Consider the following 17,359-nt stretch of genomic DNA (forward strand, 5'->3'; position numbering starts at 1 on the left):
GGCATCCAGTTCCCGCTCCACCTCGGGGCGCCACTGGTGGATCAGTGGCTCCACTGGCAAGCCAAAGCAGGATGGATGGAGCCGAGTGCGTAGTGCAAACGCCAAGGCGGTCAAGATATCGCGCGCGACGTCTTAGTCAACGCACGCGTCGCTGACCGGAAATCCCCCGCACAGCGAGCTCGACCACCACGACAGCAGAAATGCCGCCACCACCTCGCCGTGATCGGTATCGCATTGGGCCAGTTCGTACAAACGCAACACCGCTGCCCACTCGGCCTCCGGAATGCCTTCGATTTGTCGCTGCGCAGGGGGCATCTTCGCAGCCGTTGTTTCGCGTGTAGCCATCATGTCCTCAACCGCTGACGCGGTATGCAAGGGTGTGCGCGCACGCCACGCCCATCGTCAGCACAATCTCACCCGACGATCCACGGGGCGGACTCGGCATGCTCGCGCTCCGCACGAGCCAACATTTCGGCAGGGAAATCAGCCCGAAACCCCACTGCTACGAAACCGAGATCGGGCTCGCTCGCCGTGAGCGCCATGAGCCCGTCTTCGCGGATCTGCTTGACGAACAGGTTGAAGTCCAGCATCGAGCGCCCAACTTGCGGCGCGGCAGCCGTGACGATCACGCCGGCCTGCATGGCGGCAACCGCCATCGCCCACGAGGCGTAGCCCGCCCGTTGCGCAAACGCGTCGCACGGATGCAAGATGGTCACGCCCGCGCCCAACCGTGCGTCCAGTGGGCTCGCGGAAACCGTCCCCGGCGCGCAGTGGCCGGCATTCGTCGGAACTGCGTGAGTCATAGGTGTCTCGCGTCGCTAGCGTACCCGCTGGTGTCGCGCTGGAACACGCCAAACTTGTAAGCCAGCACGGCCCCAGCGGTCAGCGCGAGGCCCAGCATGCCGGTAAACGCCCGAAGCGCCTCCGAGGGAGAGTCATAGATGCCGCCCACCGTATAGGTATAGACGCCCATCCAACGCGCTAGCAGCACGACACCGACCGGAATCAGTGAGCAAAGTCCTACGCCAACGACGACGTTGCGCAGCCACGCCAGCAGGGAAATCTGCATTTTCGGTTCGCGATTTGCCATTTTCATGATCGAAGTTCCTTGGGGGGCGAAAGGTGATTGTCAGGGAAGCCACTGCACTCGGGCCGCGTGCTCCACGGCGCAGGCCGTCCAATGCTCCCGGATCTGGGGGTCGTCCGCTTGCGGCCGCGCGAGATAGTCTGATAGCTGTTGCATAGCGAGGCTTGTTTAAAAGAAGTGAGCATCAGCCCGCTTTCGACGCCGCTTTACGGCCAGCCTTTGGCCATTTGAAACCGAGTTTAGCGGTGCTCACCCCATGTTTTGGCACGGATAACGTCAGGTCTTCGCCCTTGACATCCGCGCCGTAGAGAGAAAGCTTGCGCGTGCCGAGCTTCAGACGTTTGCGTTCGGTCAGCAGGTGCCGGTCCTTGCCTTTACCGTGCACGGTAATCTCACGGTTCAAAACGGCATCGAGCGCCTGCATCGCGCCGCGCCTGACACCCAGTCGGAAGGCGCGCTGTGCCACGTCCTTGAGAGCAGCGCGCTGTCCTTGCGTCATGGAGGCCACGGCTTTTTGGAAATCGGCGCGCTTGCCGCTGGCCTTGAACTGCATTCCCGTGGCGGCACTAAGTTCATTGATCGATTTCTTGATCGACGCGCTCGATGCGCCCTTCTTGATTTCGTCGATCGACTTACCATCTTTCTTTGTAGGCAACTGACTCTCGCTTAATGCTGGCTACCGGCCGGCTTACGGGCGCCATGCGCTGGCGCTTCACAAACACTCCCACCGCGTATCGCGCTGGGAAAACCAGCCCTAACCCATTAAACCCACCGCGCGCAGCGCTGGCCCACCGGGCCCCTGCGATCCCGCCTATGCCCTGTCGGGCGTCCGAGTTCGCCACTCCGCCTCCAGCTGGCGCATCGCCTTGGCCGTCAAGCGCAGGCGATAGAGCGCATAAACAAGCCGGATCCCGCGCTCCAGCATCACCAGCAGGCATACAACAACGAAAAATATGGGCAACGACATAGCTATCCTTTGGCTATCGGCAATCTTCGCGTGGTGAACTCGGACAGGCAACCTCGACTGGGGAACCCACCCGAACCAGCCCACCTGCGCCGCGCAGCGGCCGCCGCCTGCCCACCGGGCAGCCCGTCACCGCAGTCCCACGACACCGCTTACCGTCCCCTATCGGCATCGGGCCCCGGATTTGCACCCGAAAGCGGAGGCATTGACAGAGGCCCCGCCCCGTGCTTTTCGAGATCCCGGCCGGCATTACCACAAACCATTAACCCACCCCAACCCACCCCAGCCAAGGGCTGGGAAGCGCGACAGCGCCCGAGACCCCGCAGGGGAAAAATCGCGCCCCCGTCCCGACTAAGCGAGAACGCGTGCCGTTTGGCGTGACATCCCTCCCACCCGTATCTGCGACCATCGCCGTCAACGCATCGCGCCGGAATGCCCGTACAGCCCCATTGAATCGGAAGGGCTGCACCATGAACCACCCATACAACCCGAAGCCCGCCAGCACCACGGCCGCGCCGCACCGCACACCCCGACCCGCGCTAGCAACGTGCCCGCCAGCAGACCGAAGACCACGCACAGGATGACCGCCACCACGGGTGTCAGGCGCGCCCTCAGCCACGACCGGCGCCAGAATGCCGGTGCCGGCAAAGGCTGGAACATATTCAAGGTGTCGACGGTTTCACCGGTACACAGATTGCGGGTCGCCACCAGCGTGCCCGGTTCCGCCGGGTTCGCCAACGCGTAGTACAGGCGCAAGCGGTGCCCATCGCGCAGCGGCACCACGACAGATGGCGGTCCTGCGATGCCCATACTTCCTCCACCGTGCCCTCACAGCACGCAGCTGCATCTGCAGGTCACTGAAACCGATCGTGGCGAGCGGCGCCTCGAACGTCATTGTTTTCCCACCTGTTGCCAGCCGTTCTTGAGAAACCAACCCCTAACCCACCGAACCCACCCCGGCCGTGTCTCACGGCCGGTTGCGCTTCAGCGCCCAGAGATCCCGCCTCCCAGCTCAATGGACACCGCTCAAGCCATCACCCTGTCACCGAATACAGCCCTCGGCACCTTCACCGGCACGCCCTTGTTACCGAAACGCGCCACATCGTGATCTCGCAGGTAGCCCACCGCGCAAACGCCATCGCTACGGCTTGCATAGGCCACGGAACACCCCAGCTGGGCCGCGAGTCTTCGTGCCGCGTCATAATCGGCCCACACAAGCGGAATCTGATGCCCGTGATAGGGCGAGCCGGCACACAGGTATTCGGTCACGCGATTGGCACCGATCCGGTACAGCGCATACCCATGCATGCCGTAGGGCGCACGCTCAGGCAGATACACCGTCCCGAATTGCACCTGCAGGCCCTCGCGGTATTTCTCCGGGCCAGCCGACTGGAGCGAGCCGCCGGCATGGCGTATCAGGTCGCTGTAGGCATCGGTTTCGACGCCCGGCGTGGGGGTGGTGTGCGCCGCTTGCTGCAGCAAGCGCATCCGTTGTTGCATCCGTCGCGACATCGCAAACATCCTCACTAGATATCCAATGAGGCATAGAATAATATACTCGGTGAGTATATGCAACACATGGCAGTGCACTGCCACTGGGCCACGGACGCCATCCCTCCCGATCACTGTCCGGAAATATCGCTCACGCCCCTGAAGTCCTTGAGCCTCCAAAGAAAAACGCCGCGATTGGCGCGGCGTTTTTGGGGATGGATCGAGCTCAGGCCTTCCCGTCGGGTGCCTCGACCTTCAGCACGTAGCAGACGAACAGACGCACCACTAGCGGCATCGGCCGGCATTCCAGCGATTCCCGTGGCAACAACCAGTTGTCGAGGGCGCGCTTGGTGACACCGAATCGCTTGGCAAAATCGGTGCGCGTGGGGTTTCCCAGCCGCTCCATCGCGTAGCGCAGGAGATCTTGCTGGGCCATAAAAATGGGCTCGTTCGGGTTGTCGCCCCTCCTGAGCGGCATCCCCGAATGCACGTCAACTGATCCCTTCTCCCGCTTGGCCGCTAACTTCTTCTTGGCGGGCGCTTTCTTCGCCGTCTTGGCAACGGCCTTCTTCGCAGCGGGGGCCTTGGCGACCACCGTCTTGGCCTTTGCCGACTTCTTCGCAACAGCCTGCTTGGCAGCCGGAGTCTTCGCGGCGGCCTTCTTGGCCGGTGCGGCCTTCTTGGCGGCTATCCTTGTCACGGATCCTCTCTCTCGATTTGTGTCAACCGGGTCCTAGCGCTGGCCACGACAAGCCACCACGACTCCGGAGAGCGGCGGCGATGGCAGGCGGGGCAAAATGGCCCGGGAAGTCTGGATACTCGGTGAGTATGATATACCAAGCGAGATACGCCCAGCCCGTTTTGCCAGAAACCAACATCTTAGAGAACCCGACGCACGGCCTCTCGTAACTGCGCCGGAGTCACGTCAACATAAACGGCAACGTGATCCAAGTCCACGTGCCCTAGCAATGCTCGCACCGTCTCAATATCGGTACCCTTCTCCACCAATCTCGTCGCGAAAGTCCGCCTACCAGAATGACTGGTGAAACCTTTCCCAAGGCCCAACCGGGAGTACAACTGTGTCACGTAGGCCTGCAGCCCGTCCGCTGCCCAGTAGGTCTTTGACACTCCAGATGCCGCCTCACGCCGCTTCGCCGCTAGCACGTACGGCTCGCCCCTTGGCGTTAGGACCAGTGGCGATGCAGGATCAAGTCCACGGTACTCTCGCGCTCTCAGGGTCATAGCTTCGTTGTGTATCCGCCATTGCAGGTAGCGATCCATAGCCGTCTGCATTTGAACGTTGGACAGAAAGACGTTTCTCTGCCTGCCGCCCTTAGTAATCGCCGCGCGCAGGCTAACTTCTGCCCTCAGATTGCCCGCTCTATCAAGCACGTCTTCTACCCTAAGGCGTGCAATCTCGGACACCCTCATGCCGCACGTCAAACCGAGAAGCAATATCACGAGGTCGCGCTCCGGCCGCCTACTGCAGCCGGCAATAGACTGGATGATCGAGCTGATATCGGTTCGTGAAAGCGTTCTCGCGCGACGTGTCGCCATCTCATTCCTCCCAGCCTCTTGTATTCTTTCGGCAACAAAACCAATCTCGATCACTGATGGAAACCGCCTCCGAGTACTTCGACCGCACCGAGTCCGCCATGAGGACGCTCTTTGACGGCATCAAGGGCTACACCAAGCTCTTGCACAAGCCGCTTGTCTACGTCGGCAGCGATTTCGCCCCGGACAGCCCTGCCTTCCTCGCGTGGCAGGCACAGAACCGGGAACAGATTCAGGCCATGCTCGCGAACCATCGTGCGTTCTTCGCAGAGACGTTTGCGCTGTCGACCCTTTGCGGCGCCGTACTGCAGGTAGCCGCGAAGGCGATCGAGGTGTATTCGGCCAACACCGCCATTCCCGGCAGCGTGGCGCACATTGTCAAGACCGGAAACAAGACCGCCCGGCCCTTCTGTATTGGCCGCCAGATCAACGGCGTGCCCATGGGGCTGATCGTGTTCGCCGGGCGCAACCAGCACACGCACTACAACGAAGCCAAGCTGCATCCCGTCAACGTGGCTGTGTTCCGGGAGATTTCGCTATTCGAGACCACCAGCACCGGGCATGAGCTGCGCGACCCGGCGTTCGACCTGCGCAATCCCAAGCTAGTCAGCTTTGCCGCCAACGTCACAGCCCTGCTCGGCTGGCGCAGCTACGACCAGTACATCGCCGACATGCGCGCGCTCCCGCTCGACCGTGCACCCGAGGCAGAAGAGGCTGCACCGGTTATTGAAGCGCCTCCGTCTGCCACCCCACAGACCGATCCGGCCTGAACGCGGATGGCCTCGGCAGCGCGCTGGCACCCGCACAGTCGAAGCGTCCGCGACACGGCACACCTGCCTGCGTCGGTTAGCGCCCGACGCCGTCCCCGGGGCTACTGGATGGCACGGACGACCGGCACGAGCTGCCCGTCGAGCGCGTCGATACCGGCGCGCAGGCACACCCCGATCATCTCCAGCGTGTCCGGCAACGCGTCATAGCTGGGCCCAAAATTCAGGGTGAGGGATCCGTCTGCCTCGCGAATGAGTTCGTGATCGAGCGCCTTCAACGTGCTGTGCGCCGCGCCGCGCGAGAAGCCGCGATAGAGCGTCTGGTAGAGCTCCAGCAAGCCGGCGGCCTCGGCCGCCTCGTAGGTCGGGAAGTCGCGCGTCGCGCGGTCGCTTGCCAGCGCCTCCAGCTGCGCGCGCGTGGCGTCGCCGACGTGCTGCATGATGGTGGGCACCTTGAGCATGCCGCCGGCCTGCTTGCGGCGCTCGATCGCATCATGGTCTTCGAGGCGCAGGACGAGCTCCGGACGGCGCACCAGCGCCACCGCGTAGAACAGGCTCTCCACGGCCCCGCGCACGAGCGTCTGGGCTTCCGGCAGCATGCCGAACTCGGCCTGCAGTATGGCGCCCTGACAGGCGCGCAGGCACTTGACCCAGTAAGCGGTCGCGAACAGTGTGGGGGCACTCATGCCGGCGACTTCGGTCGCGCACAGCCGCGCCATGGCGCGCTCCGACTCGTGCTCGCAGCGCCGGAAGTCCTCGGCAAATTTCTGGCGCGCGAGCGCGCGCTGTTCGGCCATGGCCGGGGAGAGAAAGCCCTTGATCTGCAGGTCGTCCATGCACAGCCTTGATCGTCAATGGAACGGCCATGCTAGCAGGGTTCAACTGGGCGACGCGGGCAAAAACACCGCCCGCGCGCCGTAGCAGCCGGCGCGATCCCATCCTGCCGGCTCCCTTGTCGATCGTTTCGGATCGGCGTGCGCCAGTCCCCGGAAAGATCGGTTGTTACGAGGCACCGGCGCAGCGGACGTCGGCGTTAAGCGTGGGGATCCTCCCACTCGGCGTCGGCCAGAGCGTCCAATGCCTCGGGGGACACCAGATGTTTGACGCCTTTGCGGGTCCATTCGGGATAGAAGCTCGGATAAAGCGGGTCCAGACTAGCCAGCAGCCCGCGAGACCGACTCGGCGCTGTGCCTTGGACCACTGACAGAATTGCGCGCCACGACTGGACAGCTTCTCCTCCGCCCACGGCATGCGTGGATCAATGCGCTGCCAGTTCGCGATGATCTCCGGGGCGTTGGCCCCAAAGTCAGCGATCAATGCCGCCTCGACCAGATCTTCCAGTGCAAAGGTAAAGGCTTGGTGCCGCTTGGTGCAATCAAAAAAAGCGAGCGCGGCGCGAAGCATCGAGCATTGCAGAAGGATGACTGGCCAGATGATCTCGACCCCAAAACTTGGCCCGATCTCGGGGTAATGGGCCGGCGCCTTGAACTTGCGCCGCTGGCCTTCATACGCCTTGCGCAGGTCGTAGGCCAAGCCCAAGAACGGTCCGTCCTTGTCCTTGATGAGCACCGACTTTTCGTTGACCTGATGGATGACCTCGTGCAGTGAGCACAAGGATTTGTAGTCTCCGCACAGCAGAATTCCTGCGTGATTCTTCAACAGGTCGTACATCAGCATGGCGGCCTCCGTGTGGCACGGTTCCGGACAGAATTGCGGCCCTCAGGCCAGCTAAACGCGCCCAATGATTCTCATGGCATGCTCTCCGGGCGACTCGGCAGCGGCGCGACGTGGCCGCGCCTTCTCATGCTAGGCGATTTGGCGGGCCAAAGACGGGCATTGCGCCCGCACAGTACGTGCACTACACTTCTCAACGGTGTTCGTCGCACGCCTTCCGCCCGCATCGGAAAAGCAGCCCCCAGCGACGTCGGTAGTACCCCCTTCATTGCCTTGGACAACCCCTCTGCAAGCGAAGGCCAAGCGGGCAGGTCGCTAATGCTTGCATGGGAGAACCCATGGCGCTCAATTTGCCATTCGCATTTGTTTCTGCCGGTCTCGACGTCGGGCTTGGCTTTGACACCGCCCTTTACGAAGCCCGTCCCGACGAACTCGTCAACGATCTTCAGTCAAAACTGAAAGTTGCGGCCAAGCTCGTCTCGAAGGCCGGTGGTATTCCCCGCACCAAGTCCTACGATGCCTTGGCGCGCGCCGGCGGCTTCAGCCACTGGCATCACTTGTCAACGCACCTCGCAGGCGCGCAGGCGCCCGCCACCCCCGAATGGCTGGAGTCATTCATCCCGTTACTGCCTCTGATTGCCGTATTGCCGACGGAATCCGCCCCAAGCCGCGAACGACGTCAGGTATTGGAGGCATTCTGGCTGCATGTCGGGGACGAGGCCGGCGTCCCACATGACACAATCCTTGACGACGTCGGCGCGCGGATGCACGGCGAGCGCTCGTGGAATGGGCTGCTTTCCCGAACACCACTCGATGCCACCGGATGGCTTTACCGTTTCTCCACAGAGCCTGCGGATGGTAACGGCGCCTTCGTCTGGTCGGAAACCTGCGCGGCCCTCGTTGACGAGCTGGACGACCAATGGCAGGGCTACGAGAAATTCTCTCCCGAGGCCAAGAGCCGCGCGAGATCGTGGGTGGAGCAAGCTCTGGTGCGGCAACCCGATTTTCTGGAGGGCGGCCTCGCCTTGGCGTGGATGCAGAAGTCCGAGGAGTCGTCGAAGGCTGCCGCGACGCTGAATACATATCTGCGCAAGGCTGAGGCTCTGATCCCCCAAGGCTTTAAGGGAACGATGTCGTGGTACGTGACCGAGAACCGATTCTATCTGCGTATGCTCCATCTCAGAATGACCTTGTATCGTGATGAGTTCGACATGAAGCGCTCCGCGACCATCGCCAAGAAGCTCCTGCGGCTCAATCCCAATGACAACCTTGGCGTACGGGACTGTCTGCCGCTGCTCCTGCTGAGTCTGGACGATTATCAAGGTGCGCTACGTGCCTGCAAGCGGCTTGAGGAGGAGCCGCATTTCCAATCGGCAGCCATTCGCGCTTTCGTGTTCTATGCGAACGGCAATCTGACTGAGTTTCGCACCCAGCTACTCACCGCGCTGTTCACGTGGCCAATTTTGCGCGCCTTCTTGGAAGACTCCGACGATACGCTTGCCGAGGACGAAAGCGGAAGCCGTAGCGTGATTCCGGACTTCGAGATCTTTCAGGATTTTGCTTGGCCAGCGCTCAACACGGTACCGGGATTGCGTGAGGCGGCGTTGGCGGTAGTACGGGACAAACGGGTCGTCGCCGCTGAAGCGCAGTTGCTCACCATCTGGCAAGGTTTCCGACGCACCCGGGAAGGCAAGCCTGCCACCCATACGGGGGAGGAGTGGGACGCTGGCTGGCGGCGTCACGTCGCGGAACTGGCGTGATCGCGCCGAGCGGTGGCCGCGCCGCGACGGCAAGTTCGGTCACTACACCATCGAGGAAAAGGGGCGCGGCCTGACGCCGTTTGCAGTCTATGGTTGGGGCACCTACCATCGACGGCGGCGGCGGCTATACGTGCGATATCGAGCTGGAACAGCGCGACGACCCAACGACCGACAAGCATCGGTCGCACTTCCGAAAGGGCGGCAAGTAGCGCCACCACAAGCCGGGTTCCGACCCGGCTTTTTTGTATGTGCAAATATTCCTTGCGCTGCGCAATAAATGTACGTACACTTATTACATGCCGATCGAATTCGACCCCACCAAAGACCAAATCAACCGCGCCAAGCACGGCGTATCGCTGGCGCTGGCCGAATCGTTCGAAATGGAAGTGGCGCAGATTGTCACCGACACTCGCGAGAACTACGGCGAGACTCGGTACATCGCCACCGGCCCGATTGGCGACCGCCTCTATGTCCTCGTTTTCACGATGCGAGGCGCCAATCTCCGCGCAATCAGCCTGCGCAAAGCTAACCGCCGTGAGGTAAATATCTATGTCGACCAAGCGTAAATTTCACATCCCGACCGACGCCGAAGACGCGGCGCTCACGCGGGCGGCAGAGTCGGACCCGGATAGCCCGCCCCTGACCGACGCTCAACTAAAGTCGATGCGCCCGGCCCGCGACGTGTTGCCCGAGCTGCTCGGCCGCGAGCGTGCTGACGCCCTCATGAAGCGGCGCGGCCGCCCTGCCCTGCCGGAATCCGAGCGCAAGGTGCCGCTGACCATGCGCGCCGATCGCGATGTAGTGGAAGCCTTCAAGGCCACGGGCGACGGTTGGCAAACGCGCATGAACGATGCGCTGCGCGCCTACGCGAAGTCGCATCACTTGCTGCCGCGATAGAGGGGAGTCACATGCTCGCTTTCGAAGCCGTCATAAAACTCGCCCATGAGAAAGGCCGGGAACAGGGATTCACCGCACGCGCGGACCTGGATAAGTTTGCCGTGCTCTGGCTGGCGGAAGTCGTCGCCTCCCTCGTCACGAGGGAATTCACTGCCCCCCACTACAGCGAACAAATTCGCACCGCGATCGACGCCGGCGGCACAGTCTAAAAAACCATCGTTTCTATACACACTCGCACGGGCCGCAATCGCGGCCCTTTTTTCACTCCCAAAGTGTCTAACAACCATGTATAGTTTTCTATGTATCGAAAACGTTACGCTTGGAGTTTATAGACACCATGACTGAACGACCCTACAGTGACCACCTACGCCAAGCCGCGCAAGGGATGATACCCGCAGCACAGCGTGCTGGCCGGCCAGCCCATGAAGCAATTCCTTGACAGCTACGAAACGCGCGGCGAAGCCGAGACAGCCTATCCGGAGGCCAAGCCCGGCAGCGGATGGACGAATCCGCAGAACACCTTCGATCATCTCCCCGGCGAGAACGACTACGCACCCGGTGGCGCATACTGACTCACGGTACAAGGGGCCCGCACGGCCCCTTGTTTTGTTTCGTTTCGCAGACGACGGCGTTGGCTCGCCGGGTACGAGTGCGAAGCCCACGAAGAATGAAGTCGCACAGTCAGGCTGGCCCGGTGGTCCGGTTGTCCCCGTCCGAAGACGGGGTGCCGGGCGCCACGGTGTGGGCCGCCACCGCCGGCCCGCGCGCGCGCTCGGGCGCGGCCTGCGCCTGCTGCAGGGTGATCGCCCGCACCAGCCATGACTGCCGCACCTCGCGGTTCATGAACGTGTCCCGCTCATAACCGGTCAGGCACATCGCATCCCCATCGATCCACAGCAATTCGGCGTCGAACAGGACGCCAAGCTCTTTCGGGTCCTGATGGGGGGCACTCTTGAGCCACGCCTGCATGGAGTACCGGTGCGTATGCTGGTCCGGGCTCTGCCGCATGACCAGATTGCCCCGATACAACGTTTGCGCCCCCCACCAGCCTTTGTGCAGGACCCGCCCGTCCAGCCGCAATTTCATCACCTCCGCCCACATGCTCTTGCCCCAAACACTGTATGTTTATACAGTATAGCGAAGAGCGGCGTGGGTGCAGCGGATCAGGCCGTGGGCGCGGGAGCCAACGGCGCCGACGCACTCGGCGCCGGAGGGTTCAGCCGGCTCTCCACCCGCTTGGCTTCATAGAGCGCCTTGTCATGCAGCTTCTGGAGCAGCTTCGCATGGGCCGGCGCCTGCTGCAGCAGTTCGGCCAGTACGTCGGGCAGTTTCGCCTGCACGCGCTGGGCCAGCGCCGTCATGACCTGCCGCGAACGCTTGGGCGGGCTCTGAATGTCACCGAAGAAGCGATCCCAGTGTTTGCCCAAAATCCAGTCGGGCCGATTCTCACCGCCGATCTTGAAGGCGAACCGCTGGCTCAAGTTCTCGTAGATGCGGGTATTGAGCATGTCGTAGAACGGAGACAGGCGCGGGCGTTGGTCGGCCGGATCGACGAGGATCGACAGGTTCTTGGCATGGCTGTCCATGTTGCCCGCAATCAGGTTGAACGCCACCCATTCAAGTAGGCGCGTGGCGTCCGGCACCGGCGTCGCACTGTTGGCCCACACGTAGCGGTAGCAATCGGCAAACGTGGGCCCACCTTCGGCCTCGTACTTCTTCTTGGAATCAATGCCCAAGGCCTGACACAGGTCGTACTGGTGCAGCCGCTCCATCTGCCCCGCCTCGGCCTCCCGACGGTCATAGCGGGCGATCACGGCCGCGTCGAGCTCGGCATCGAAATACACCTCAGGCACCTCCATGCCCACGGCGTGGGCCAGCCGCATCGTGAAGGCTTCGTTCACCGACGTGCCGGGCACGTCGGGCCGGTAGTTCACGGCAGGCTTGATGATGTGCGTGGACGGCGCATCGCCCATCGGGATCGACAGTTGCCCGTCGGGACCGATATGCACCGCCATCTTGTCCTGCGCGCCGGAGAGCGAGGACAGCCCCGCGCCCTTGAGCGACAGCGGCACACCGCGCGACTCGCGGAACCAGCTGCGGATGTCGTCGCGGCTGACCGCCACATAGCGTGCCTGCGCGCCGGGCGCAACGCCCGGCGGGAGGATCGAGAAGGCCCCCGCCGTGTCGCCGCCCAGCTTCTCCAGCAGGCCCACGACGTTCTCCGGGGAGATATGCAGGGCTTGCCCCAGAAACTCGCGGATCGTGCCTTCGGGCAGCAGGTTCTCGAAGAACGCCTGCACCGGGTCGCCGTCGTAAAGCACGTTCTCCGTGCCCGGCGCCGGCACGGGCAAACGCGGCGACAGCGGCTGCCCACCCGCCGTGACCCACTCCGGGTCATACAGGAACGTCATCGAGCCATCCGCATCCGTCAGCGTGCCGACGAGCACCTTGTCGCGATAGACCAGTAGCTGTTGCATGCTCAGCGCTCCATCACGGCCAATCGTGCACCGAGCGTATCGAGCACCGCCAGAACCTTGTCGAGCTGCAGCGTGGGCTTGCCGCGCTCCAGATCCACGATGAACCGTTCGCCGGTTCCCGCCCATTCGGCCAGCGCCCCTTGCGTGAGGCCCTGTTGGTTGCGCAGGCGTTTCACGATATCGCCGAGGTCGGCGGTGATCGCCACCGTGCCGAGCACCGCCTTGCCGCTGGCTGGCTTGGACGCCGTGGTCGAGGGAAGAGACTGGCTGCGTGGCAGCATGGCATGCTCCGAATGGTTTCTTACCGTTCGGGAAGAATAGCTCCGCGCAGGCGGCTTCACAACGGAATTCTTCCCGAACGGGAAGAATTACATCCAATTCACGTTCACGCAACAGTTTTCTTCCCGTACGGGAAGATTCAGGACACAACGGACCGATGCGACGCTTTTTCTTACCGTACGGGAAGTTCCGCCTGCGCGTCGTCCGCCTTGCGCCGGGCGGGGCGTGGCGCGGGCGCCGCCTCCATCTGCTCAGCGGGATACAGCTGAAAAAAGCTGCGAGCCTCGTCCGGGTGGCGACAATGCAGCCAGTCCTGCCATTGTCCGGCCGGCAGCATCACGACCGAGCGTTTCTCATGCCCGGGCGCATGCATCCTACTCATCACAGCATGAGTGTCGGCATTGACGGTAATCATGGTCATTGAGAGGAAACCATCCGGCCACTCCCGCCACAAGCCCGCTATCCCGAACACTGGTTGGTCCTTGAGCCAAATCCCATAGCGCACCGAGCGTTTTCCCTCCAGCCCGTTCGTCGGCTCGTAGCACGGCTCGAAGACACGCTGGGCCGGAATCACGCAGTACTGCCCGGCCTTCCACGGCCCGGAGAACGTGCGGCGCTCGCCCAGCGTCTCGCTGCGCGCATTGGTGGTGTCAAACCGCTTCACCCCCGGGGGAATCCGCGACTTCGGTACCAGCCCGAAGTTGGCCACGCTCGCGCAGGGCCGCCCCGCGCTGTCCAGCCGAACGATCGGCGCCATGTAGTCCGGCCACGTCTCCGTCGGATAGTCCAACGCCGGCGGTTCCACCCCATACACGTCCCGCAGCAGCTGCGCCTGCACCGGCAGGTAGTTGTTGCACATCGCTCCGTCTCCCATACCGTCCATGACGGCCCCAGTATGCCCGACGCACGCGCCGCAGGTGAGCACCGTGGCTATGCACCACACCCCCACCAGAGCCGCAGGCAGCAGCTGCAGCGCAGCAGGAATTCGCCCTGCCTGAGGCATTCGGATGAAAGTCCTTGCATATACTCTCTGAGTATATTATTGTCCGACCTAACAACGCGCCGCCGAGTCCGGCGCACCCTGCACCAGACGACGAGGAAAATGCCATGGATTTGACCCAACTCACCGCCGCCAAGCAGCAACTGGTGAACGATGCCATCGCCGCCGGTTTCACGGCCAAGCACTACGAGGGGCACGTCGATCTGATACGCTACAGCCAGCACAAGAAGCCGCAGGCATTGGTCGCGCTGCGCGTCTGGGCCAACGGCACCGCGTTTGACGCAAAGTTGGATCTCGCCGCCGCCAAGTCGATCCGCAATGTAGACGACATGCGGGCCTTCCTGAAGCTCGCGCCGATCGAGACCCCGCTACAGCGGCTGATCCGCACCGTCGAAGAGACCTTCAAGGCGGGCCACGCGCACGCCTACATCGAGACCGGCCGCTACAAACCGTTTTCCGTGGCCGGTGTGCGTGCCTTGCAACGTCGCGGCTACCGTGCCGATATCGCGAAGCCGGGATCCGGCATCTATTACGTCTACCCAAAAGCCTCCTGAGCGTTGCCGATTGCACGCTGCGTGCCACGGCGTGCCATTGCCCCCCCACTTCCCATGCATACCCCCATGATCCTCGCCCGCGACGCCCTCGACTTCATTGTCGTCAACGACACCACCCGCCATGCGGTCGCTGCCTTCATGCTGCCCAGCGATGCGCTGGCCTGCGTGCAGACCTTGCTGAGCAAGCCCGGCGACAGCCGCTATGCCATCGAGAACGCCGACGGTTCGCCGGTCAGCACCGCCCTCTGTGAGAGGGTTGAGGCGCTGCACCTTGCCAAGCAGGCGGGCACGCTGGCCGCGCCGCGCCTGTTCACGATCTTTGAGGCGACGGCCATCGCCGACCGCGAGACATTCACGTTCGCAACGGTGTACGTGGCGGGCTGCACCCCCGAAGACGCGACGGCGCGGTACCGCGCGCGCACCCGTGCGGATGCGGCATGGATCGCGAACGACGGCGGCAAGGATCTGGCCGCCGTGCGCGCCGCCAATGATGCAGTCGAGATGACGTGGGACGCGCTGCGCGCGTGGGAAACCGGTCAGACCGCGCCCCAGTTCGACGCCGGCCAGCAACGGCCCGCCCCAGTCACTGAGATCCGGCTCTGAACGCCATGCAAGAACCCAAGCTCCTGTCCATGCTCACGCCGGCCCAGTTCGAAGTACTGGGGCGCGCCGACGCCCTGCTCGCCAGCGCAGGGCTGCCCAGCGCCAGCTGCCTGCTCGCCCTCTTGGCCATTGCGCGTGGCCACGTGATGGCGCCCGCCGGCGGCCATGATGCCGTGCGTGATGTGCTGGATCTGGTCGAGCAGATTGATTTCGTGCTCGCCGGCGTCCCGGTACCCGGGATGACCACCCGGCCCTCTCCGGTCCTGCACTGATCGTGCCCCAAGGCAGCCTGCCAATTTCTGCACAAAGACAGGCTGCCGCACCGCATCCTTGCGCCATCCGCTCAGCACTCTCCGCTTGACACACCACCATGCAAATCGAAGAGAAATTCCACCGCCGCCCCGTCAAGGACTTGCTCGATGTCGGCCTGCCCTCGGTGCATACGGGCCCGCCCTACCCGCTGGGGATTGAGGTGTCCTTCCGCGACGGCGACTTGGTCACCGGCCGCCGGCTGCGCGTGCACATGACGCCGCACGAGGCGCTCGCGCATGCGGCCGAACTCATCAAGGCCGCGAGCGCCGCGCTTGACGGCCAGCACCTCGCGCTCACGCAGGCGCTCGCGCGTGCCGGGCAGGCGCAGCCTCCCGCGTGACAGGTGATGCCTCGTAACAGGCGTGCTTTCCGGGTGCTGGCGCACGGCGGTCTTTTTGATGAGGCACTGGCCGCCGCCGCAGCCCGGCGCCCTGCGATAATGGCGCTCAAGCGTCCCTACCCGACCTCGTTCCCGATTCCCACCATGGCCCGTTCGCGTCCGCTGCACCCCGTCAAACTTGTCCTGCTATGCGCCATCACCGGCACCTGCATGGCACTGCTGCTGTGCGGGCTCGGCCAGAGCGAGCCCGTGACCGACGCGGTCCAGCACGAGGTGCGCTGCCTGCGCGCCCACACGCCGGATGCCGCCTTCGGCCTCGCCCGCGCGCTGTGCCGCGCCGACGTCCCCGGTTTCTCGGCCCAACGCTAATGGGTACCCACCCCAACGGCACGAATCTTTGAAGGGCTTGAGAGTATCGTTTTGATACTTTAAACTGAGAGGTATGAGGGGTGTCGTTGCGCCCCAACCATGCATCCCGAACCGTACATGAGCGATTCCGACAAGAAACTCACACTGGCCGCCGTCAACGCCGTCGTCAAGGCACGTGGCGTCAACGCGATCCTCTATCGGGCGCACGAGGGCTACTACTACTTCGAGGGACCAGATGTGCAGTGGGCCTACGCGGCATCGGTGCCCGTCTACCGGCTCAATCACCTGACCATGGAACAATGGATGTCCTCGCTCGACGAAATCATCCGCGACAACAACGCAAGACGCCCGGAAGGCGAGCCCGAGGTCGTGGCCACGCCCGCCCCGACGCCGTGGCTGCACCGCGTGGTGACCCTGCGGCCAACCAGCGGTGCTTACCAAACGCCGCGCACGGCGCGCGTCGTGGCGGAGACCGACAAGCGCGTGCAGGTCCAGATGGAGGACTCCGGCCGCAAGATGACGTTTTCCAAGGCGGACGGCGTGCCCGTCACCAAGGTCGAGCGTGAAGAATTCCCGCGCTACGTGATGGAACTGCCGGGCGCCGAGGCCACTGCGAAAGCGCAGCCTGCCGCGCCGACCCTGCCAACCCCGCCGACGTCCGCCGGCCCGGATTTGAACATGTAACGCCATGGCCCCCGTTGCGCCAACGCGGCTGAACTCCGCCCAGTGGGTCGACACGCTGTCCAAGGCGGAACAGCAGGCCGTGATCGACAAGTATCGAATAGTCCAGTCATGGATCCATGACTTTGCGGCCCAACTTGGCAGGCGTCGCGGGCCCACCCTCAAGATCTCGCATTACCGCTCGTACTACCATCGCTGGCGCAACGTCATCGCGGTCCCAGCCCGTACGCTGATGCTGGCAGACGAGCGCCTGTTGCGGATCCTCCTCGCCCACGAATGCGGTCACTTCGCACGACGCTGGATCTCGATGCTGGCCCTCACCGAGCGCGCCTACCAGCGCGAGGAGATGCTCGCCGATCAGGCTGCGATGCGCCTGACCGTCGCCACACAAGCCGAGCTGGACGCGGCCGTTCGCGAGATCGCCCGGCTCGAAGAGGAAATGGATAGCGACGAGTTGGAGGCCTACATCGCCATCCGTCGACGACTGCAGCAACCCACCCGTTCCCGCTGAATCGCGCTGTATTGCGAATTCGCCACCGCTTCGAAGGCT

General features: G+C 63.4%; 27 protein-coding genes. 13 read left to right on the top strand and 14 right to left on the bottom strand.

All coding sequences use genetic code 11. The features are described from left to right. Positions 1-132: 132 nt before the first annotated feature. The 8 genes from LDO41_RS27510 to LDO41_RS34390 form a co-directional block, all read right to left on the bottom strand. Positions 133-315 (bottom strand): DUF7673 family protein, encoded by a 183-nt coding sequence (locus LDO41_RS27510; RefSeq protein WP_223994109.1) that lies wholly within the window; start codon positions 313-315, stop codon positions 133-135. A gap of 98 nt (positions 316-413) precedes the next feature. Further along, positions 414-803 carry a hypothetical protein gene (locus tag LDO41_RS27515; RefSeq protein WP_223994111.1) on the bottom strand — a complete coding sequence of 130 codons (390 nt, stop codon included), beginning with the start codon at positions 801-803 and terminating at the stop codon, positions 414-416. Further along, on the bottom strand, positions 800-1,096 hold the full coding sequence (locus LDO41_RS27520) for a hypothetical protein (protein WP_223994113.1): 297 nt from the start codon (positions 1,094-1,096) through the stop codon (positions 800-802). Before LDO41_RS27520 ends, LDO41_RS27515 begins: the two co-directional genes overlap by 4 nt. 175 nt (positions 1,097-1,271) lie before the next feature. Then, complete coding sequence (locus LDO41_RS27525; protein WP_223994115.1) at positions 1,272-1,742, bottom strand: hypothetical protein; 471 nt, start codon at positions 1,740-1,742, stop codon at positions 1,272-1,274. A 723-nt stretch (positions 1,743-2,465) separates the two neighbouring features. After that, the gene (locus tag LDO41_RS27530) at positions 2,466-2,861 is read right to left on the bottom strand and encodes a hypothetical protein (RefSeq protein WP_223994117.1); all 396 of its coding nucleotides are present in this window, start codon (positions 2,859-2,861) and stop codon (positions 2,466-2,468) included. A 216-nt stretch (positions 2,862-3,077) separates the two neighbouring features. Further along, positions 3,078-3,563: a hypothetical protein gene (locus LDO41_RS27535; RefSeq protein ID WP_223994119.1), complete on the bottom strand. Its 486-nt coding sequence runs from the start codon at positions 3,561-3,563 to the stop codon at positions 3,078-3,080. 205 nt (positions 3,564-3,768) lie between these two features. Beyond that, positions 3,769-4,242 carry a hypothetical protein gene (locus LDO41_RS27540; RefSeq protein ID WP_223994121.1) on the bottom strand — a complete coding sequence of 158 codons (474 nt, stop codon included), beginning with the start codon at positions 4,240-4,242 and terminating at the stop codon, positions 3,769-3,771. 179 nt (positions 4,243-4,421) lie between these two features. Continuing rightward, the gene (locus LDO41_RS34390; RefSeq protein WP_223994334.1) at positions 4,422-5,099 is read right to left on the bottom strand and encodes a tyrosine-type recombinase/integrase; all 678 of its coding nucleotides are present in this window, start codon (positions 5,097-5,099) and stop codon (positions 4,422-4,424) included. Between the two features lie 56 nt (positions 5,100-5,155). Between LDO41_RS34390 and LDO41_RS27550 the strand changes: the two genes are divergently transcribed. Continuing rightward, entirely contained in the window at positions 5,156-5,866 is a 711-nt protein-coding gene (locus tag LDO41_RS27550) for a hypothetical protein (protein ID WP_223994123.1), read from the top strand. Positions 5,867-5,967: 101 nt separating this feature from the next. On the opposite strand, the gene LDO41_RS27555 is transcribed toward LDO41_RS27550, so the two are convergent. Together LDO41_RS27555 and LDO41_RS27560 are read right to left on the bottom strand one after the other, a co-directional pair. Further along, positions 5,968-6,699, bottom strand: a complete 732-nt coding sequence (locus LDO41_RS27555) for a DUF5677 domain-containing protein (RefSeq protein ID WP_223994125.1) — start codon at positions 6,697-6,699, stop codon at positions 5,968-5,970. Positions 6,700-6,865: 166 nt separating this feature from the next. Further along, entirely contained in the window at positions 6,866-7,540 is a 675-nt protein-coding gene (locus LDO41_RS27560; protein ID WP_223994126.1) for a DUF6904 family protein, read from the bottom strand. A gap of 335 nt (positions 7,541-7,875) precedes the next feature. Between LDO41_RS27560 and LDO41_RS27565 the strand changes: the two genes are divergently transcribed. The 5 genes from LDO41_RS27565 to LDO41_RS27585 all read left to right on the top strand — a co-directional run bounded on the left by LDO41_RS27565 (position 7,876) and on the right by LDO41_RS27585 (position 10,766). Then, positions 7,876-9,297, top strand: a complete 1,422-nt coding sequence (locus tag LDO41_RS27565; RefSeq protein WP_223994127.1) for a hypothetical protein — start codon at positions 7,876-7,878, stop codon at positions 9,295-9,297. 296 nt (positions 9,298-9,593) lie between these two features. Then, complete coding sequence (locus LDO41_RS27570; protein ID WP_223994128.1) at positions 9,594-9,863, top strand: BrnT family toxin; 270 nt, start codon at positions 9,594-9,596, stop codon at positions 9,861-9,863. Further along, positions 9,847-10,194 (top strand): BrnA antitoxin family protein, encoded by a 348-nt coding sequence (locus tag LDO41_RS27575; RefSeq protein ID WP_223994129.1) that lies wholly within the window; start codon positions 9,847-9,849, stop codon positions 10,192-10,194. The genes LDO41_RS27570 and LDO41_RS27575 overlap by 17 nt, the downstream gene beginning before the upstream one ends. Positions 10,195-10,205: 11 nt before the next feature. Further along, positions 10,206-10,403: a hypothetical protein gene (locus LDO41_RS27580; protein ID WP_223994130.1), complete on the top strand. Its 198-nt coding sequence runs from the start codon at positions 10,206-10,208 to the stop codon at positions 10,401-10,403. Positions 10,404-10,616: 213 nt separating this feature from the next. Next, the gene (locus tag LDO41_RS27585; protein WP_223994131.1) at positions 10,617-10,766 is read left to right on the top strand and encodes a hypothetical protein; all 150 of its coding nucleotides are present in this window, start codon (positions 10,617-10,619) and stop codon (positions 10,764-10,766) included. Positions 10,767-10,875: 109 nt separating this feature from the next. Here the strand turns inward: LDO41_RS27585 and LDO41_RS27590 are convergent, their stop codons facing one another. From LDO41_RS27590 to LDO41_RS27605, 4 genes are all read right to left on the bottom strand, one after another. Beyond that, complete coding sequence (locus LDO41_RS27590; RefSeq protein WP_223994132.1) at positions 10,876-11,295, bottom strand: hypothetical protein; 420 nt, start codon at positions 11,293-11,295, stop codon at positions 10,876-10,878. A gap of 62 nt (positions 11,296-11,357) precedes the next feature. Then, entirely contained in the window at positions 11,358-12,671 is a 1,314-nt protein-coding gene (locus LDO41_RS27595) for a type II toxin-antitoxin system HipA family toxin (RefSeq protein WP_223994133.1), read from the bottom strand. A 2-nt stretch (positions 12,672-12,673) separates the two neighbouring features. Further along, entirely contained in the window at positions 12,674-12,952 is a 279-nt protein-coding gene (locus tag LDO41_RS27600) for a helix-turn-helix transcriptional regulator (protein WP_223994134.1), read from the bottom strand. A gap of 170 nt (positions 12,953-13,122) precedes the next feature. Then, entirely contained in the window at positions 13,123-13,809 is a 687-nt protein-coding gene (locus LDO41_RS27605) for an SOS response-associated peptidase (RefSeq protein ID WP_223994135.1), read from the bottom strand. A gap of 254 nt (positions 13,810-14,063) precedes the next feature. Between LDO41_RS27605 and LDO41_RS27610 the strand changes: the two genes are divergently transcribed. The 7 genes from LDO41_RS27610 (at position 14,064) to LDO41_RS27640 (ending at position 17,320) form a co-directional block, all read left to right on the top strand. Beyond that, a complete protein-coding gene (locus LDO41_RS27610; RefSeq protein ID WP_223994136.1) occupies positions 14,064-14,504 on the top strand; it encodes a hypothetical protein in 441 nt (146 codons plus the stop codon). Between the two features lie 66 nt (positions 14,505-14,570). After that, the gene (locus tag LDO41_RS27615) at positions 14,571-15,107 is read left to right on the top strand and encodes a hypothetical protein (RefSeq protein ID WP_223994137.1); all 537 of its coding nucleotides are present in this window, start codon (positions 14,571-14,573) and stop codon (positions 15,105-15,107) included. Positions 15,108-15,112: 5 nt separating this feature from the next. Then, entirely contained in the window at positions 15,113-15,379 is a 267-nt protein-coding gene (locus LDO41_RS27620) for a hypothetical protein (protein WP_223994139.1), read from the top strand. Between the two features lie 98 nt (positions 15,380-15,477). Further along, entirely contained in the window at positions 15,478-15,759 is a 282-nt protein-coding gene (locus LDO41_RS27625; RefSeq protein WP_223994141.1) for a hypothetical protein, read from the top strand. A 144-nt stretch (positions 15,760-15,903) separates the two neighbouring features. After that, positions 15,904-16,128, top strand: a complete 225-nt coding sequence (locus tag LDO41_RS27630; protein ID WP_223994142.1) for a hypothetical protein — start codon at positions 15,904-15,906, stop codon at positions 16,126-16,128. A 117-nt stretch (positions 16,129-16,245) separates the two neighbouring features. After that, positions 16,246-16,812 carry a hypothetical protein gene (locus LDO41_RS27635; RefSeq protein ID WP_223994144.1) on the top strand — a complete coding sequence of 189 codons (567 nt, stop codon included), beginning with the start codon at positions 16,246-16,248 and terminating at the stop codon, positions 16,810-16,812. 4 nt (positions 16,813-16,816) lie between these two features. Then, entirely contained in the window at positions 16,817-17,320 is a 504-nt protein-coding gene (locus tag LDO41_RS27640) for a M48 family metalloprotease (RefSeq protein WP_223994147.1), read from the top strand. Positions 17,321-17,359 lie beyond the last annotated feature (39 nt).

It is taken from the genome of Cupriavidus pampae (assembly GCF_914271485.1).
Lineage (GTDB): Bacteria > Pseudomonadota > Gammaproteobacteria > Burkholderiales > Burkholderiaceae > Cupriavidus > Cupriavidus pampae.

Coding starts and splice junctions, on each gene's coding strand:
- LDO41_RS27510 (WP_223994109.1), bottom strand. CDS start 315: ATGCCCCCTGCGCAGCGACAAATCGAAGGCATTCCGGAGGCCGAGTGG.
- LDO41_RS27515 (WP_223994111.1), bottom strand. CDS start 803: ATGACTCACGCAGTTCCGACGAATGCCGGCCACTGCGCGCCGGGGACG.
- LDO41_RS27520 (WP_223994113.1), bottom strand. CDS start 1,096: ATGAAAATGGCAAATCGCGAACCGAAAATGCAGATTTCCCTGCTGGCG.
- LDO41_RS27530 (WP_223994117.1), bottom strand. CDS start 2,861: ATGGGCATCGCAGGACCGCCATCTGTCGTGGTGCCGCTGCGCGATGGG.
- LDO41_RS27535 (WP_223994119.1), bottom strand. CDS start 3,563: ATGTCGCGACGGATGCAACAACGGATGCGCTTGCTGCAGCAAGCGGCG.
- LDO41_RS34390 (WP_223994334.1), bottom strand. CDS start 5,099: ATGGCGACACGTCGCGCGAGAACGCTTTCACGAACCGATATCAGCTCG.
- LDO41_RS27550 (WP_223994123.1), top strand. CDS start 5,156: ATGGAAACCGCCTCCGAGTACTTCGACCGCACCGAGTCCGCCATGAGG.
- LDO41_RS27555 (WP_223994125.1), bottom strand. CDS start 6,699: ATGGACGACCTGCAGATCAAGGGCTTTCTCTCCCCGGCCATGGCCGAA.
- LDO41_RS27560 (WP_223994126.1), bottom strand. CDS start 7,540: ATGCTGATGTACGACCTGTTGAAGAATCACGCAGGAATTCTGCTGTGC.
- LDO41_RS27565 (WP_223994127.1), top strand. CDS start 7,876: ATGGCGCTCAATTTGCCATTCGCATTTGTTTCTGCCGGTCTCGACGTC.
- LDO41_RS27570 (WP_223994128.1), top strand. CDS start 9,594: ATGCCGATCGAATTCGACCCCACCAAAGACCAAATCAACCGCGCCAAG.
- LDO41_RS27575 (WP_223994129.1), top strand. CDS start 9,847: ATGTCGACCAAGCGTAAATTTCACATCCCGACCGACGCCGAAGACGCG.
- LDO41_RS27580 (WP_223994130.1), top strand. CDS start 10,206: ATGCTCGCTTTCGAAGCCGTCATAAAACTCGCCCATGAGAAAGGCCGG.
- LDO41_RS27585 (WP_223994131.1), top strand. CDS start 10,617: ATGAAGCAATTCCTTGACAGCTACGAAACGCGCGGCGAAGCCGAGACA.
- LDO41_RS27590 (WP_223994132.1), bottom strand. CDS start 11,295: ATGTGGGCGGAGGTGATGAAATTGCGGCTGGACGGGCGGGTCCTGCAC.
- LDO41_RS27595 (WP_223994133.1), bottom strand. CDS start 12,671: ATGCAACAGCTACTGGTCTATCGCGACAAGGTGCTCGTCGGCACGCTG.
- LDO41_RS27600 (WP_223994134.1), bottom strand. CDS start 12,952: ATGCTGCCACGCAGCCAGTCTCTTCCCTCGACCACGGCGTCCAAGCCA.
- LDO41_RS27605 (WP_223994135.1), bottom strand. CDS start 13,809: ATGTGCAACAACTACCTGCCGGTGCAGGCGCAGCTGCTGCGGGACGTG.
- LDO41_RS27615 (WP_223994137.1), top strand. CDS start 14,571: ATGATCCTCGCCCGCGACGCCCTCGACTTCATTGTCGTCAACGACACC.
- LDO41_RS27620 (WP_223994139.1), top strand. CDS start 15,113: ATGCAAGAACCCAAGCTCCTGTCCATGCTCACGCCGGCCCAGTTCGAA.
- LDO41_RS27625 (WP_223994141.1), top strand. CDS start 15,478: ATGCAAATCGAAGAGAAATTCCACCGCCGCCCCGTCAAGGACTTGCTC.
- LDO41_RS27630 (WP_223994142.1), top strand. CDS start 15,904: ATGGCCCGTTCGCGTCCGCTGCACCCCGTCAAACTTGTCCTGCTATGC.
- LDO41_RS27635 (WP_223994144.1), top strand. CDS start 16,246: ATGAGCGATTCCGACAAGAAACTCACACTGGCCGCCGTCAACGCCGTC.
- LDO41_RS27640 (WP_223994147.1), top strand. CDS start 16,817: ATGGCCCCCGTTGCGCCAACGCGGCTGAACTCCGCCCAGTGGGTCGAC.